We start from the raw sequence: 15,324 nt of genomic DNA on the forward strand, positions 1-15,324 counted from the left end.
CAGCACGACCTCACCCAGGCGCGGATTGACAGCATTTCGGGGATCCGAAGCGCCGTCCCTGCACGGGCGGGGCGCAGATCATGTCAGGACCGCACGCGCTTCCGAAGAACCTCGATGCGGGATTGCAGCTGCGTCACGGTGGCCTGCGCGACTGCCGGTCCTCCGCAGATGCGGCGGAGCTCGGCATGCACCGCGCCGTGCGGCTCACCCTTCTGGCGCGCGTAGAGGCCGACGAGGCTGTTCAGCAGCTGCCTCTGCTCCTTGAGGGTGCGGTGCAGGGGCGGGGGAAGCGTCGTCGACTCGTCGGGCGGTGTGGAGGCCTCACGTGCCTCCCGCAGGCGTGACTGGCGGGACTGACGCTGCATGAGGAGCTCATGCACGTGCTCCGGCTCGAGGAGACCGGGGAAGCCGATGAACTCCTCCTCCTCGGGGGTCCCCGGTTCGGCCAGCTGACCGAACTCCTGTCCTTCGAAGACCACGCGGTCGAAGTGGGCGACGGACGAGAGCGCCTGGTAGCTGAACTCCTGCGTCAGCGCGTCCGAGGTCTCCTCCTCACGGTTCGCACTCTCGAGCAGCGAATCCTCCAGGCCGTCGTCTTCCTTCGACTGCCGGTCGAGCGCATGGTCGCGCTGTTTGTCCATCTCGTTCGCAAGCCCCATGAGCACGGGGACCTGCGGAAGGAACACGCTCGCGGCCTCGCCACGACGCCGGGCTCGCACGAACCGGCCGATGGCCTGAGCGAAGAACAGCGGAGTGGAGGACGACGTCGCATAGACCCCCACGGCGAGACGCGGCACGTCGACGCCCTCCGACACCATGCGCACGGCCACCATCCAGCGGGAGTCGTTGGCGCTGAACTTCTCGATCCGCTCCGACGCCGTCGCATCATCGGAGAGCACGACCGTGGCCTGCTGGCCCGTGATGCTGTGCAGGATCTTCGCATATGCGCGCGCGACCGTCTGGTCCGTCGCCAGTACGAGACCGCCGGCATCGGGGACGTGGTGGCGGATCTCCGTGAGCCGTCTGTCCGCGGCCGACAGGACGGCCGGCATCCACTCGCCCTCGGGATCGAGCGCCGTGCGCCACGCCTGCGACGTCACGTCCTTGGTGTTGTCCTGGCCCAGGTGCGTCTCGAGCTCGTCGCCGGTGGTGGTGCGCCAGCGCATCTTGCCGGCGTACATGTGGAAGAGCACGGGCCGGACGACGCCGTCGGCCAGTGCCCGGCCGTAGCCGTAGTTGTAGTCGGTGCGCGAGATGCGGGCGCCGGACTCATCGGGGTGGTACTCCACGAACGGGATGGGCGCCGTGTCGCTGCGGAACGGCGTGCCGGACAGCAGCAGGCGCCTCTTCGCCGGCCCGTACGCGTCTCGGATGGCGTCGCCCCAGCTCAGCGCATCGCCGCCGTGGTGAACCTCGTCGAGGATCACCAGGGTCTTGGCGTCCTCCGTGAGATGCCGGTGCACCGAGGACTTCGCGGCGACCTGCGCGTACGTCACGACAGCGCCGTGATAGTGCCGAGCCGGTGCCCAGTCGCTGTTGCGGAAGCGCGGGTCGAGGCGGATGTGCACGCGTGCCGCGGCGTCCGCCCACTGGGTCTTGAGGTGCTCGGTCGGTGCGACCACGATGATGCGGTTGACCTCGCCCATGCGCATGAGCTCGACGGCGAGGATGAGTGCGAACGTGGTCTTGCCTGCGCCGGGTGTGGCGGCGACGAGGAAGTCGCGCTGATCCGCCGCGAAGTACTGTTCGAGGGCCTCCTGCTGCCAGGCACGCAGCTTGTTCGCGGTTCCCCATGGGGCACGCTGAGGAAAGGACGGAGAGAGCATCGAGTCCACGATAATCGCTGCCGGGGACACCGGATCACTCCCCGCGATTCCCGCGCGTGCCCTGCCCCGCACCGAGCCCTGCGGGTAGGCTCGGTCACTGCGTCGCGGTCACCGCCGCGTCGCTGAGCGTTCGCGAAGGAGAGCTGGATGACCGACCAGGATTCGACTCGGACCCCTTACATCCCGAACGAGACCGCGCACCCGTGGCGCCGATTCGTCGCGGTCGGCGACTCGTTCACCGAGGGCATCGGCGACCCCGATCCGGCGCATCCGGGGAGCCACCGCGGGTGGGCAGACCGCGTCGCCGAGGTGCTCGCCGCGCAGGTCGACGACTTCGCCTACGCGAACCTCGCCGTCCGCGGCAAGCTGATCGCCCAGATCGTCGCCGACCAGATCGAGCCGGCCGTCGCGCTGCACCCCGATCTGGTCTCCATCTGTGCGGGCGGCAACGATGTGATCCGGCCCGGCACCGACCCGGATGCGATCGCGAGCCAGCTCGACGACGCCGTCGCCCGGCTGTCCTCCACCGGCGCCGCCGTGCTGTTGTTCACGGGCATCGACACCGCCTTCACGCCGGTCTTCCGCGCCTTCCGCGGAAAGGTCGCGATCTACAACGAGAACGTCCGCACCATCGCCGAGCGATACGACTGCATCGTGGCCGACCAGTGGGCGCTCAAGGTCGTGCAGGACATGCGCTTCTTCGACGATGACCGACTGCACTACAACGCGCTCGGCCACCACGAGGTGGCCCGCATGGCGTTGCGTGCCCTGAACGTGCCGAACGATCTCGAGGCCATGCAGCCCGAGCCGTTCCCGCTGCGCACCTGGCGAGAGGCACGCTCGGAAGACCTGGGCTGGGCCAGGGAACACCTGGTTCCGTGGGTGCTCAGAAGGCTCCGTCACCAGTCATCTGGCGACAACCTCGCTGCGAAGCGTCCGGAGCCCTCCCCCGTCGTCCTTCCCGGGAGGGACTGAGCGTCAGGCCTTCATCGCCCAGAGTGCGACCGCTGCCGCTGATGCCACGTTGAGGGAGTCGACCCCACCGGACATCGGGATCGTGACGACGGTGTCCGCTCCGTCCATGGCCTCGCGCGAGAGTCCGTCGCCTTCCGACCCCATGACCAGCGCGACCCGCGCCGGACGTGCGGCCGCATACGCGTCGAGCGTCACCGCGTCGTCGCGCAGCGCCAGCGCGGCGATGTCGAAGCCGTCGGCGTGGAGATCCGCGACCGCGGACTCCCAGTCCGTGATGCGCGTCCACGGCACCTGGAAGACGGTGCCCATGCTGACTCGGACGCTACGCCGGTACAGCGGATCGGCCCCGCCCGGAGACACCAGCACCGCGTCGGCGCCGAGACCTGCTGCAGCACGGAAGGCTGCTCCGACGTTGGTGTGATCCCCGATGTTCTCCAGGATCAGCACGAGGGAGGCGCCGTCGATCACCTCGCGGACGGAGGGCAGCTCTGGTCGGTGCATGGAGGCGATGGTGCCGCGGTGCACCGCGAAACCCGTCACCGCCTCCGCCACCTCGTCCGGAACGACGTACACCGGCACGTCGAGGTCACCGACGATGGCACGGATGTCGTCCACCCTGCGCTCCTGCACCAGGAGGGAGCGGGGACGGTGACCGGAGGCGACCGCGCGCGCGATCACCTTCGTCGATTCCGCGATGTAGAGACCACCGGACGGCTCCGACAGTGCTCGTAGGGCGGTATCGGTGAGGCCGCGGTAGTCGTCGAGACGTCGGTCGGCGGCGTCGGTCACAGGCAGGAGATCCACGATGTCCACTCTGCCACCGTCAGGACACGGCGCAGCACCGGTCGCTGGGGCGTCGGCGGCTCTCGTGGAGGCCCTGGTCGGCCTCGGCACCGTAGACTCGCTCGAGGAGGTCTTGTGAGCGTGTCCAGTCCCGCCGAGCTGTCGGCCACCATCGCCCACGCCGCCGAGCTGCTGCGCGAGAAGCGCATCGCACTCCTCACCGGCGCCGGCATCTCCACCGATTCCGGCATCCCCGCCTACCGTGGCGAAGGCGCGAGGACGCGCAGCGATCCGATGACGATCCAGACCTATCTGGGTGACGAGGCGGCGCGCCGGCGCTATTGGGTCGGCGGGCACCTGGGCTGGCGCGCTTTCGCGCGAGCCGAGCCGAACGCGGGACACATCGCCCTGGCGCAACTCGAAGCATCGGGGAACGTTTCCGGCGTGATCACCCAGAACGTCGACGGACTGCATCTGCGGGCCGGGAGCTCGCACGTCATCGAGGTCCACGGGACCATGCGTCGCGTGCTGTGTCTGCAGTGCGGTCAGGTCTTCGATCGCCGCGACGTCGCCGTGCAGATCGAGGAGCTCAACCCCTGGATCACCGTGCCGGAGAACGTCGCTCTCGCCCCCGACGGCGACGTGCTCCCGGAGAGCACGGAAGGCTTCGTCATCCCCGTGTGCACCGTCTGCGCGGGCATGCTCAAGCCTGACGTGGTGTTCTTCGGCGAGTACGTGCCACAGGATCGCTTCCGCGCAGCGGAGTCGCTGCTGCGTTCGAGCTCCGCCCTGATCGTCGCGGGCTCCTCCCTCGTGGTCAACTCCGGTGTCCGCCTCGTCGAGCGTGCGCGGCGACGCAACATCCCCCTGATCATCGTCAACCGTGAGCCGACGCGCGCGGATGCCTGGGCGCATGTGACCATCGCCGCGGGCACCAGCGACGTGCTCCCCGCCCTCCAGGAACTCCTCTCGTGACCCACCTCACCCTCGTCCGCCACGGTCAGACCGACTGGAACCTCGCGCGACGCATCCAGGGCTCCACCGACATCCCCCTGAACGAGAAGGGACGCGAAGACGCGCGATGGGCCGCGGAGAAGCTCGCGGCAGGAACCCATCACGCCGTCTACACGAGCCCGTTGCTGCGCGCCAAGGAGACCGCGGAGATCATCGCGGAGCGCCTGGGGCTGGAAGTCGCCGGCGTCGTCCCCGACATCCGCGAGCGCGAGTTCGGCGATGGTGAGGGCATGCTCGTGCCGGACTACATCGCGACGTATGGCGACTGGCACGCGGAGGTTCCTGGTGCGGAGTCGCTGCACGAGGTGGGAGAACGCGCGATCGAAGCACTGCACACGATCGCTCGCGAGGCGCGGCGTCGGTCCTCCCCGCGTGCGGAGTCGGTCATCGTCGTCGCTCATGGTGGCGTGATCCGCGCCGTGATCGACCACGTCTCCGGCGGCACTCTCCCGCGCGACGGCGAGGTGCTGCAGAACGGCTCGGCGCACCGGTTCGTCGCCGCACCGGGCTATCTCCGTCTGCTGGAGGAGACGCCCGTCCTCTGATCAGACGGCGCGGGACACGACCGAACGCGCGTGACGGAGGACCGGCTCGTCGATCATCCGTCCATCGAACCGGAACACGCCGCGCTGCGACTCGGCCGCAGTGAGCACGGCGCGCGCCCAGGTGAGCAGCGCGTCGTCCGGACGGTACGCCGCACGGATCGTCGCCACCTGGTTCGGATGGATGCAGGCCGTCGCACGGAATCCCGAAGCGGCGGCGTCGATCGCCTCCTCCTCGAGTCCAGTGAGGTCATCGATGTCGATGTGCACGGCGTCGATGGCTGCTTTGCCGTGCGCACCGGCTTCGAGGAGGACACGCGCTCTGGCGTACCTGGCGATGTCGCGATACGCGCCGTCCGCGTTGCGCGAAGACGTGCCTCCCAGGGAGGCGACGAGATCCTCGGCCCCCCACATCAACGCGGACACCTGCGGGTCTGCGGCGATGCGGTCGGCTGCCTGGACGCCGCGAGCGGTCTCGCACAGGGCGATCAGCGAGTACCTCCCGTCGAACGCCGACAAGCTGTCCGCACGCTCGGTCTTCGCCACCATCACGGTGCGGAAGTCGGTCTGAGCCAGCGCCGCGAGGTCTGCGGCGAAGGCCTCGGTGTCGGGGGCGTTGACGCGGACGATCACGCGGGCCGGGTCGACATCGGCGGCGATCACGTTCCTGCGCGCTTCGTCCTTCGCCTCCGGGAGCACCGCGTCCTCGAGATCGAGGATGATCGCATCAGCCCGCTCCGCGGCTTTCCGGAAGCGCTCCGGCCGGTCGGCAGGGCAGAACAACAGCGCCGGACCGAGGTCGAACGTCATGCGGGGGATCCTTCCTGACGGCAGTGGACGAGCACCGAGCGGACGGCCGTGGCGACGACGGTACCGTCCTGGTTCCGGCCGGTGTGGGCGATCTTCACGATCCCCTGCCCCGGCCGGGAGGAGGAGAGCCGCTTCTCGACGACCGTGCTCTCGGTGTAGAGGGTGTCTCCCGCGAACAGCGGATGCGGAAACGCGACATCGCCGAAGCCGAGCTGTGCGACGAGGGTCCCCTGCGTCAGCTGCGCGACGGACGAACCCACCATGGTGGACAGAGTCCACATCGAGTTCATCAGTCGCGCGCGGAACGGCTCCTGACCGTCGGCGAAGGCCGCATCGAGGTGCAGGGCCTGCGTGTTCATGGTGAGGGTGGTGAACAGCACGTTGTCGGCTTCGGTCGCAGTTCGTCCTGGGCGGTGCAGGTAGCGGGCGTCGGTCTCGAACTCCTCGTAGTACAGACCCCTCTGGACGACGTCGTGCGTGCTCATACCGCCACGCTACCCGGCGAGTCCGAGACCGCGGGCGATGACCAGCAGCTGCACCTCGGTCGTGCCCTCGCCGATCTCGAGGATCTTGGAGTCGCGGTAGTGCCGTGCCACGGAGAACTCGTTCATGAAGCCGTTGCCGCCGAAGATCTGCGTCGCGTCTCTCGCGTTGTCCATCGCCGCCTCGCCCGCGACCAGCTTGGCGATGGCCGCGGCTTCGGCGAACGGCGTGCCCGCGTCTCGGAGTCGTGCCGCGTGATGCCAGGCGAGGCGTGCCGTGTGCACCCGTGCGCGCATGCGGGCCAGAGTGAACTGCGCGTTCTGCCGCGTGCTCAGGGCGGCCCCGAAGATCGTGCGGCTCTTGGCGTACTCGACAGCGGCCTCCAGGCATCCTTCGGCGGCGCCGGTCGAGAGGGCCGCGATCGCGATGCGTCCTTCGTCGAGGATGCTGAGGAAGCTGCGGAAGCCGCTCCCCCGCGTACCCAACAGGTTGGAGGCGGGAACCCGCGCGCTGTCGAAGGTGAGGGGATGTGTGTCCGACGCGTTCCACCCGACCTTGTCGTACGGCGCTTCGACCGTGAACCCCGGCGTCCCGTTCGGCACGATGATGGTGGAGATCTCCTTGCGCCCATCCTCGTTCCCGGTCACCGCCGTGACCGTGACGAACCGCGTGATGGGGGTCCCGGAGTTCGTGATGAACTGCTTCGAACCGTCGATCACCCACTCGTCGCCGTCGAGGCGCGCCGTGGTCCTGGTCGCACCGGCATCGCTGCCGGCCTCCGGCTCCGTGAGGCCGAAGCCCGCCAGGGCTCGCCCGGCGAGCAGGTCCGGCAGCAGCTCCTGGCGCTGCTCCTCCGAGCCGAAGCGGTAAATCGGCATCGCGCCGAGGCTGACCCCTGCTTCGAGCGTGATCGCGATGGACTGGTCGACGCGCGCGAGCGCCTCGATCGCGATGCCGAGTGCCATGTAGTCGCCGCCCTGTCCGCCGTACTCCTCGGGGAACGGTAGACCGAACAATCCGAGATCGCCCATCTGGCGAACGACGTCCATCGACAGCGTGTGCGTGCGATCGGCCTCGTAGGCCTGCGGTGCGACGACCGTGTCGGCGAATTCGCGCACCATGGCGGCGAGCTCGCGCTCCTCGTCGGTCAGCTCTTCCATGTTCAGCTCTCCTCCGTCGTCACGCGGGCGACCGGCTGGTCACGCCGCACCTGGTCGCCGACCGCGACCAGCAGATGCACCACACCGTCGTGCGGTGCCAGTACCGGGTGCTCCATCTTCATCGCCTCGATCGAGACGAGGGCTTCTCCCGCGGACACCGTGTCGCCGTCGGTCACGTGCACCGCCACGACGCTGCCCGGCATGGGGGCACGGCCCTCCGGCTCGGTCGCCGCAGCTCCCGAGTCGTGTGCGGACAACCGGCGCTGCATCCGCTGTCGCCGGTCGAGAGGGCGCAGGCGTATCGTGCGACCTTCGTCCGCGACCCAGACCGCTCCCTCGGCATCGACTGCGGCCAGCACGTCCGCTCTGGAGGGGGAAGGAGACGCGTCATCGAGCTCGACCTCGTCGCCGTCGTCCGTGAGCGCGACGAACGGGGCATACGGCGCGTCCTGGGTCCCCAGGCGCCACCCGGGCAGCTCACGCCACAGCGGGCTGGTGCGTACCGATGCGGGGGGAACCGAAACGGCGTCCCGCGCCGCAACCAACTGAGACGCCGAAGGCTTCATAGTCTCGAGGGGAAGCAGGGACTCGATGAGACCGGTGTCGAGATCGCCTTCGATGACCCGCGCGTCCTGGCACAGCATCCGCAGGAACGCGATGTTGGTCTCGACGCCCAGCACGACGGTGCGCGCGAGTGCCCGGTCCAGTCGTGCCAGTGCCGTGGCGCGGTCATCGGCGAAGGCGATCACCTTCGCGATCATCGGGTCGTAGAATCCGGTGACCTCGCTGCCGCTCTCGATGGCCGCATCCACGCGGACACCCGGCGGTGGGTCGAAGAGGAGCACCGTCCCCGTGGACGGAAGGAAGCCGCGCTCAGGGGCCTCCGCGTACACGCGAGCCTCGACCGCGTGACCGCGCAGGCGAGGTGTGACGTCCAGGGGAAGACCCGCTGCCGCGCGGAGCTGAAGCGCGACGAGGTCGAGTCCGGTGACCTCCTCGGTGACGGGGTGCTCCACCTGGAGCCGCGTGTTCATCTCGATGAAGAAGACATCGTCCGGCGCGTCGGCATCCACGAGGAACTCGACCGTGCCGGCCCCCACGTAGGAGACGCTCTCGGCGGCGAGCACCGCGGCGGAGAGCAGGCGCTCGCGCGTGTCGGCCGGGATCCCCGCCGACGGGGCCTCCTCGATGACCTTCTGATGCCGGCGCTGCAACGTGCACTCGCGTTCGCCGAGGGCGATGACGGTGCCGTGCACGTCGCCGAAGACCTGTACCTCGATGTGCCGTGGTCGTCTGATCAGCCGCTCGAGGATGAGCGCGTCGTCTCCGAAAGCGGCGGACGCGACCCGGCGGGCGGAGGCGAGAGCGCCGCGGAGCCCCGCCGCGTCGGCGACGACCTCCATGCCCTTTCCCCCTCCCCCTGCGCTGGGCTTGACCAGCAGCGGATATCCGACGGTCTCGGCCTCTTCGGCGATCTCGGTGTCGGACAGTCCCTTGGCATCGAAGCCGGGGACGACGGGGACCCCGTACCGCAGCACATGATCGCGGGCGCGGGCCTTGTCTCCCATGATCTGCAGGGCGTCGACGGAGGGACCGATGAAGACGACCCCGCTCTCCTCGCAGGCCTCGGCGAGTCCGACGCTCTCGGAGAGGAACCCGTAGCCGGGGTGTATGGCCTGCGCACCGGTGGCGCGCGCCGCGGCGATGACGGCGTCGATGTCGAGGTAGGAGTCGGCAGCGGGCGCTGGCCCGATCCGCACGGCCAGATCGGCCTCGCGGACATGAGGACTCGTCGCATCGGCGTCGCTGTAGACGGCGACGCTGCGGATGCCGAGCGCCCGCAGCGTGCGGATCGCCCTGCGGGCGATCTCCCCGCGGTTGGCGACGAGGACGGTGTGGAAAAGGACGTCGGACGACGTCGGTGTCGGATTCATGGACAAGGCACTCACATCCGGAAGACGCCGAAGCGCGGTTCGGGCAGCGGGCTGCGGGAGACGACGTCGAGGGCGAGGCCGAGGAGGTCGCGGGTCTGGGCGGGGTCGACGATGCCGTCGTCCCAGAGCCGCGCGGTCGCGTAGTACGGCTCGCCCTGGTGCTCGTACTGTTCCCGGACCGGGGCCTCGAAGGCTGCTCGTTCCTCCGCCGTCCAGGAGCCGCCGCGTGCGGAGAGCTGGTCCTCCTTGACAGTGGCGAGCACCGACGCGGCCTGCGCGCCCCCCATCACGGAGATGCGGCTGGCGGGCCAGGTCCACAGGAACCGCGGCGAGTACGCGCGCCCGCACATCGAATAGTTCCCGGCTCCGAAGGATCCCCCGATGATGACGGTGAGCTTCGGTACACGGGTGCTGGCGACGGCCGTGACCATCTTGGCGCCGTCCTTGGCGATGCCGCCGGCCTCCGCGTCGGAGCCGACCATGAAACCGGTGATGTTCTGCAGGAAGAGCAGAGGGATCCCCCGCTGGTCGCAGAGCTCGATGAAGTGGGCGCCCTTGAGCGCCGACTCGCTGAAGAGCACGCCGTTGTTCGCGACGATGCCGACGGGGTGACCGTGGAGACGGGCGAAGCCGGTGACCAGGGTCGTGCCGTACTCGGGCTTGAACTCGAGGAACGAGTCGCCGTCGACCAACCGCGAGATGACCTCGTGCACGTCGTACGCGGCATTGACGTCGACAGGGACGGCGTCGTAGAGGCTGGACAGCTCGGAGGGAGCGCGGCTGCCGAGCACCTCCCAGGCCGGGGAGGCGGGAGGAGGGAGCGTCGCCACGATGTCGCGCAGGATCTCGAGGGCGTGCTCGTCGTCTTCGGCGAGATGGTCGACCACACCGCTGCGTCGTGCGTGCAGCTCGCCGCCGCCGAGTTCCTCCGCCGTGACGATCTCCCCGATGGCGGCCTTCACGAGCGGGGGGCCACCGAGGAAGATGGTCCCCTGGCCGCGCACGATGACGGTCTCGTCGCTCATCGCCGGTACGTAGGCGCCGCCGGCGGTGCACGAGCCGAGAACGGCGGCGAGTTGAGGGATGCCCTCCGCGGACATGCGCGCCTGATTGAAGAAGATCCGCCCGAAGTGCTCGCGGTCCGGGAAGACCTCGTCCTGCTTGGGGAGGAACGCGCCCCCCGAATCGACGAGGTAGAGACAGGGAAGGCGATTCTCCAGCGCGATCTCCTGCGCGCGAAGATGCTTCTTGACGGTGAGGGGGAAGTACGTGCCGCCCTTGACCGTCGCGTCGTTGCAGACCACCATGACGTGCCGCCCGTGCACGAGACCGATACCGGCGATCACGCCCGCGCCCGGCGCCTCTCCCCCGTACAGGCCGTCAGCCGCGAGGGGCGCGACCTCGAGGAAAGGGCTGCCCTCATCGAGCACACGGGTGACGCGATCGCGAGGGAGCAGCTTCCCTCGCGCCAGGTGACGCTCGCGAGAAGCGTCCGGTCCTCCGCGCGCGGCGGCGGCGAGGCGGTCTCGCAGTTCGTGCGCGAGCGACTCCTGGGATGTCGGCATCGTGATGTCCTCCTCGACCCACGTCCGCCCTGGGCCGAGCCCTGGCGCGGTGCATGCACTTTCGGTTAGTGTTCACTAACCCGTTGATTCAGGTTAGCGAGGATTAACTGAGATGACAAGCCCGGTCACCGCCCGAGACCGCGCCAAGGCCGAACGGTCCGATGCGATCCTGCACGCCGCAGCACGACTGTTCGCCGCGCGCGGGTACAGCGGCGTGAGCCTGGAGGACATCGGCGCTGCCGTCGGTGTGTCCGGCCCGGCCGTCTATCGTCATTTCGCCGGTAAGCAGGCTCTGCTGGGAGCGGTCCTCGTCAAAGTCAGTCAGGACCTCATCCACGGCGGACGCCGCGTCGCTGACGAGGCCCCGACGCCCGACGCGCGGATGCGTGCCCTGATCGAGTTCCACGTGGACTTCGCCCTGGGTAACGCCGAGGTGATCCAGGTGCAGGACCGCGATGTCGCGTTCCTGTCCGATGCCGACCGCGCCGAGGTACGCCGCCTGCAACGCGCCTACATCGAATTGTGGATGGCGGCCCTGGCTCCGTTGCATCGAGGCGGCACGGGCGGCGCCGATCCGGACGAGCTGCGTCTGCGCGTGCAGGCCTGCTTCGGACTCATCAACTCCACGCCGCACAGCACGCGTGCGGCGGCCAGACGGCACTCCGCCACCGCGACCGTGTTGATCGCGATGGCGGATGCTGCCGTGCGCGCGACTAGCTGAGGAGCATCGCCCGCCCTGGCTCCTCGAGGAGGTCGGCCACATCCTTCAGGAACCGGGCGCCCTCCGCGCCGTCGATCATCCGGTGGTCGAAAGAGAGACTGAGGGTCATCAGCTGCCGCAGCGCGATCTCGCCCCGGTGTTCCCAGGGCTGACGACGTACCGCGCCCACGGCCAGGATCCCGGACTGACCGGGGGGAAGGATCGGCGTACCGGCATCGACACCGAACACGCCGATGTTGGAGATCGAGAAGGTGCCGCCCGCGAGCTCCGCCGGCGAGGTCTTCCCCGAACGCGCGACCTCGGCGAGGGATTTCACGGCGTCCGCGAGTTCGGTGAGTGTCAGCCGCTCGGCATCTCTGATCATGGGGACGATCAGTCCACGCTCCGTCGCCGCCGCGATCCCGAGATCGACGTAGTTGTGCTGGACGATCTCGCCGGCGGCCTCATCCCAGCGCGAGTTGAGGCCAGGAGTCCGCCCGAGAGCGAGGCAGACCGCCTTCGCCACCACGGCGAGCGGCCCGATCCGATGTGCGCTCAGCGATCGATCTTCGCGGAGACTCGACAGCAGGTCCATGGTCGCGGTCACGTCGACGGTATGGAAGACGGTGACGTGCGGGGCCGTGAAGGCGCTCTGGACCATCGCCGCCGCCGTGTGCTTTCGCACTCCGCGGATGGGGATCCGGGTCTCGCGCTCCTCGCCGGCGAGTGCGGCGGGGCTGGCCGGAAGTGCAGCGGACGACGTGGAATGCACGCCCCCGCCGGCGCGATCGTGCGCGCCGACGCGTTCCGCATAGGCGTCGACATCGTTGCGGGTGATGAGGCGGTCGCCCACTTCTGCCGCAACCAGCACGAGATCGATGCCGAGCCTCTTCGCGTGGGCGCGCACCGGGGGCGTCGAGCGTGGGCGCTCGATCACGGCGTCGACGGCTGACGGAGCAGCGTCGTGCGGTGCCGCCTCGAGAACGGCCGTGTCGATGGTGGCCGGAGCGGACGCGCCGATCCTCCGTGCCCGCCGCGCTGGTCGCCCTGAGCTCGTGGGCGCGGCGCCGTACCCCACCAGGTTCGGCTCGGCCTTCTCCCCAGGCTCCGAGGAGGGCGACGGGGCCGCCGGCTCCTCCCCCACGACATCGAAGGCGATCAGAGGAGCACCGACGGCGATGGTCTGTCCTGCTTCCGCGTGCAACGTCGAGACGATGCCCTCGTAGGGCGAGGGCAGCTCGACGACCGCTTTCGCGGTCTCGACTTCTGCGAGCGTCTGGTTGAGAGTGACGCTGTCGCCGGGAGCGACGAGCCAGGTCACGACCTCGGCTTCTGTCAGTCCTTCCCCGAGGTCGGGAAGGCGGAACTCCGCGATCATGCCTCTGCTCCCGTCAGGCTGTTCGGCCGGTCCAATACCCGGTCGACGGCGTCGAGCAGTCGATCCAGGTCCGGGAGGTGGTACTTCTCGAGCTTCGCGGGCGGGTAGGGGATGTCGTGGCCGGTGACCCGCAGTGGAGCCGACTCGAGGTACTCGAAACAGCGCTCCGTGATGCTCGCGATCACTTCCGCGGCCACTCCCGCTTCCCGCGACGCCTCGTGAGCGACCACGACGCGGCCCGTCTTCCGCACCGAAGCCGCGACGGAGTCATAGTCGACGGGCGAGAGGGAACGGAGATCGATGACCTCGAGCGACGTTCCCTCATCCGCCGCGGCGTCCGCTGCCTGCAGTGCGGTGGACACCATGGCGCCGTACGTGATGAGGGTCGCATCCGTCCCGGTCCGCACCACGCGCGCGAGACCCATCGGCGGCGCGTCGGCCAGCGGGGCTTCGAGGTCGACCTCGCCCTTGTGGTGGTACAGCCGCTTCGGCTCGAAGAAGATCACGGGGTCGTCGGAGGCGATGGCCTGTCGCAGGCTTCGATACGCGTCCTCCGGGTTCGAGACCGTGATCACGCGCAGTCCTGCCGTGTGCACGAAGTAGGCCTCCGGAGACTCCGAGTGATGCTCGGCAGCGCCGATGCCGCCCGCCCACGGGATCCGGATGGTGATGGGCATCTTCACCCTGCCCTGAGTGCGGTAGTGCAGCTTCGCGACCTGAGCGACGATCTGATCGAAGGCGGGATACACGAAGCCGTCGAACTGGATCTCGACGACGGGTCGGTAGCCGCGGAATGCGAGGCCCACCGCCGTGCCGACGATTCCGGACTCGGCGAGCGGCGTGTCGATCACGCGCGCTGCGCCGAACTCGTCGAGCAGTCCGTCGGTGATGCGGAAGACGCCTCCCAGCTTGCCGATGTCCTCCCCGAGCAGCACGACCTTGTCGTCATCGCGCATCGCCTGGCGGAGACCGGCTCCGAGGGCCTTCCCGAGAGTCAGCTCGGTCATGGTCATACCTCGCTCTCGAAGGTGGCGAGGTACGAGGCGTACTCATCGCGCTGCCGCTCGAGTCCGGTGTGCGGCTCCGCGTAGACGCCGTCGAACACGGCGAGTGCCGGCCGTGTGACCATTCCGAGGCACGCGGCACGCATCTCCTTGGCGACGAGATCGGCTGCGGACTGGGTCTCGGCGACGTGCTCTTCGGTGAGCTCCCCGCCGGCGCGCAGGTGTGCCTCCAATCGCGCGATCGGATCGCGGCGGCGCCAGGAATCCAGTTCCTCCTGGTCGCGGTACCGGGTCGGATCGTCGGCCGTGGTGTGCGGACCCATGCGATAAGTGACGGCTTCGATGTAGGCGGGGCCCTTGCCGGACCGTGCGTGATCGAGAGCCCAGCGCATGGCCGCCATGCAGGCGAGCACGTCGTTGCCGTCCACCCGCAGGCTGGGGATGCCGAATCCTGGTGCCCTTCCCGCGATCGGATACTGCGACTGCACGGCCACCGGCTCGGAGATCGCCCAGTGGTTGTTCTGGCATACGAAGACGACCGGCGCCTGGTACGACGCGGCGAAGATCATCGCCTCGTTCACGTCACCCTGGCTGGTGGCTCCGTCACCGAAGTAGGTCACCGCCACCTCGTCAGCGCCGTCGTGCTGGATGCCGAGCGCGTAGCCGACCGCATGCAGTGTCTGCGCTCCGATGATGATCTGCAAGGGAGCGACACCGAGGTCGGCGGGATCGTGAGCCGCACCTTCCTCACCGCGCCACATGCGCACGTAGTCTCCGGGCTCCGCGCCCCGCGCGTAGATGACTCCGGTCTCCCGGTAGCTGGGGAACACGAAGTCCTCGGGAGCGAGGGCACGGGCCGTGCCGATCTGCGCCGCTTCCTGTCCCTGGCAGGGCGCCCAGAGTCCGAGCTGTCCCTGGCGCTGAAGCGCGACACCCTCGGCATCGATGCGGCGGAGGATGACCATGTCCCGGAGCAGAGAACGCAGCTGCTCGGCATCGACGTCGGCGACGAACGGGTCCAACCGGGGGTTCGGGATGCGACTTCCGTCGGGGTTCAGGAGGCGCTCCGAGAGCTCCAGATCCTGTGCCGTGTCTGCGATGGGCGTGGCCTGCGGTGACATCGTCGTCCTCCTCGTCCTCGGCGGCCCTC

Annotated in this window: 14 protein-coding genes; 4 read left to right on the plus strand and 10 right to left on the minus strand. The window is 69.1% G+C overall.

Annotation, left to right across the window (positions count from 1 at the left end; genetic code table 11):
- Positions 1 to 83 precede the first annotated feature (83 nt).
- Entirely contained in the window at positions 84 to 1,826 is a 1,743-nt protein-coding gene (locus AAY78_RS03660) for a DEAD/DEAH box helicase (RefSeq protein WP_046747089.1), read from the minus strand.
- A gap of 147 nt (positions 1,827 to 1,973) precedes the next feature.
- Here AAY78_RS03660 and AAY78_RS03665 point away from each other — a divergent pair, with 147 nt between their 5' ends.
- Positions 1,974 to 2,801: an SGNH/GDSL hydrolase family protein gene (locus tag AAY78_RS03665; RefSeq protein WP_046747007.1), complete on the plus strand. Its 828-nt coding sequence runs from the start codon at positions 1,974 to 1,976 to the stop codon at positions 2,799 to 2,801.
- A gap of 3 nt (positions 2,802 to 2,804) precedes the next feature.
- On the opposite strand, the gene AAY78_RS03670 is transcribed toward AAY78_RS03665, so the two are convergent.
- On the minus strand, positions 2,805 to 3,605 hold the full coding sequence (locus tag AAY78_RS03670; RefSeq protein ID WP_046747008.1) for a TrmH family RNA methyltransferase: 801 nt from the start codon (positions 3,603 to 3,605) through the stop codon (positions 2,805 to 2,807).
- Between the two features lie 114 nt (positions 3,606 to 3,719).
- On the opposite strand from AAY78_RS03670, the gene AAY78_RS03675 reads away from it, so the two are divergent.
- Positions 3,720 to 4,559, plus strand: coding sequence for a Sir2 family NAD-dependent protein deacetylase (locus AAY78_RS03675; protein WP_046747009.1), 840 nt, complete (start codon positions 3,720 to 3,722; stop codon positions 4,557 to 4,559).
- A complete protein-coding gene (locus AAY78_RS03680; RefSeq protein WP_046747010.1) occupies positions 4,556 to 5,143 on the plus strand; it encodes a histidine phosphatase family protein in 588 nt (195 codons plus the stop codon). The genes AAY78_RS03675 and AAY78_RS03680 overlap by 4 nt, the downstream gene beginning before the upstream one ends.
- Here AAY78_RS03680 and AAY78_RS03685 read toward each other — a convergent pair whose 3' ends face one another.
- From AAY78_RS03685 to AAY78_RS03705, 5 genes are read right to left on the minus strand one after another with little or no spacing between them, the layout of a single operon-like run.
- Positions 5,144 to 5,950, minus strand: coding sequence for an HpcH/HpaI aldolase/citrate lyase family protein (locus AAY78_RS03685; protein WP_046747011.1), 807 nt, complete (start codon positions 5,948 to 5,950; stop codon positions 5,144 to 5,146).
- Complete coding sequence (locus AAY78_RS03690; protein ID WP_046747012.1) at positions 5,947 to 6,435, minus strand: MaoC family dehydratase; 489 nt, start codon at positions 6,433 to 6,435, stop codon at positions 5,947 to 5,949. Before AAY78_RS03690 ends, AAY78_RS03685 begins: the two co-directional genes overlap by 4 nt.
- A gap of 9 nt (positions 6,436 to 6,444) precedes the next feature.
- Entirely contained in the window at positions 6,445 to 7,593 is a 1,149-nt protein-coding gene (locus AAY78_RS03695) for an acyl-CoA dehydrogenase family protein (RefSeq protein ID WP_046747013.1), read from the minus strand.
- Between the two features lie 2 nt (positions 7,594 to 7,595).
- The gene (locus AAY78_RS03700) at positions 7,596 to 9,527 is read right to left on the minus strand and encodes an acetyl/propionyl/methylcrotonyl-CoA carboxylase subunit alpha (RefSeq protein ID WP_046747014.1); all 1,932 of its coding nucleotides are present in this window, start codon (positions 9,525 to 9,527) and stop codon (positions 7,596 to 7,598) included.
- An 11-nt stretch (positions 9,528 to 9,538) separates the two neighbouring features.
- Positions 9,539 to 11,092 (minus strand): carboxyl transferase domain-containing protein, encoded by a 1,554-nt coding sequence (locus AAY78_RS03705; RefSeq protein WP_046747015.1) that lies wholly within the window; start codon positions 11,090 to 11,092, stop codon positions 9,539 to 9,541.
- Positions 11,093 to 11,204: 112 nt separating this feature from the next.
- Here AAY78_RS03705 and AAY78_RS03710 point away from each other — a divergent pair, with 112 nt between their 5' ends.
- Positions 11,205 to 11,813 carry a TetR/AcrR family transcriptional regulator gene (locus AAY78_RS03710; RefSeq protein WP_046747016.1) on the plus strand — a complete coding sequence of 203 codons (609 nt, stop codon included), beginning with the start codon at positions 11,205 to 11,207 and terminating at the stop codon, positions 11,811 to 11,813.
- Here AAY78_RS03710 and AAY78_RS03715 read toward each other — a convergent pair.
- From AAY78_RS03715 to pdhA, 3 genes are read right to left on the minus strand one after another with little or no spacing between them, the layout of a single operon-like run.
- Positions 11,806 to 13,170 carry a dihydrolipoamide acetyltransferase family protein gene (locus AAY78_RS03715; protein WP_046747017.1) on the minus strand — a complete coding sequence of 455 codons (1,365 nt, stop codon included), beginning with the start codon at positions 13,168 to 13,170 and terminating at the stop codon, positions 11,806 to 11,808. The two genes, AAY78_RS03710 and AAY78_RS03715, sit on opposite strands and share 8 nt — an antisense overlap.
- Entirely contained in the window at positions 13,167 to 14,177 is a 1,011-nt protein-coding gene (locus AAY78_RS03720; protein WP_046747090.1) for an alpha-ketoacid dehydrogenase subunit beta, read from the minus strand. The genes AAY78_RS03715 and AAY78_RS03720 overlap by 4 nt, the downstream gene beginning before the upstream one ends.
- A gap of 2 nt (positions 14,178 to 14,179) precedes the next feature.
- Positions 14,180 to 15,295, minus strand: coding sequence for a pyruvate dehydrogenase (acetyl-transferring) E1 component subunit alpha (gene pdhA, locus AAY78_RS03725; protein WP_046747018.1), 1,116 nt, complete (start codon positions 15,293 to 15,295; stop codon positions 14,180 to 14,182).
- Positions 15,296 to 15,324: the final 29 nt, after the last annotated feature.

The sequence above is a fragment of the Microbacterium sp. Ag1 genome (genome assembly GCF_001005635.1).
In the GTDB taxonomy this organism is placed as follows: Bacteria; Actinomycetota; Actinomycetes; order Actinomycetales; family Microbacteriaceae; genus Microbacterium; species Microbacterium oxydans.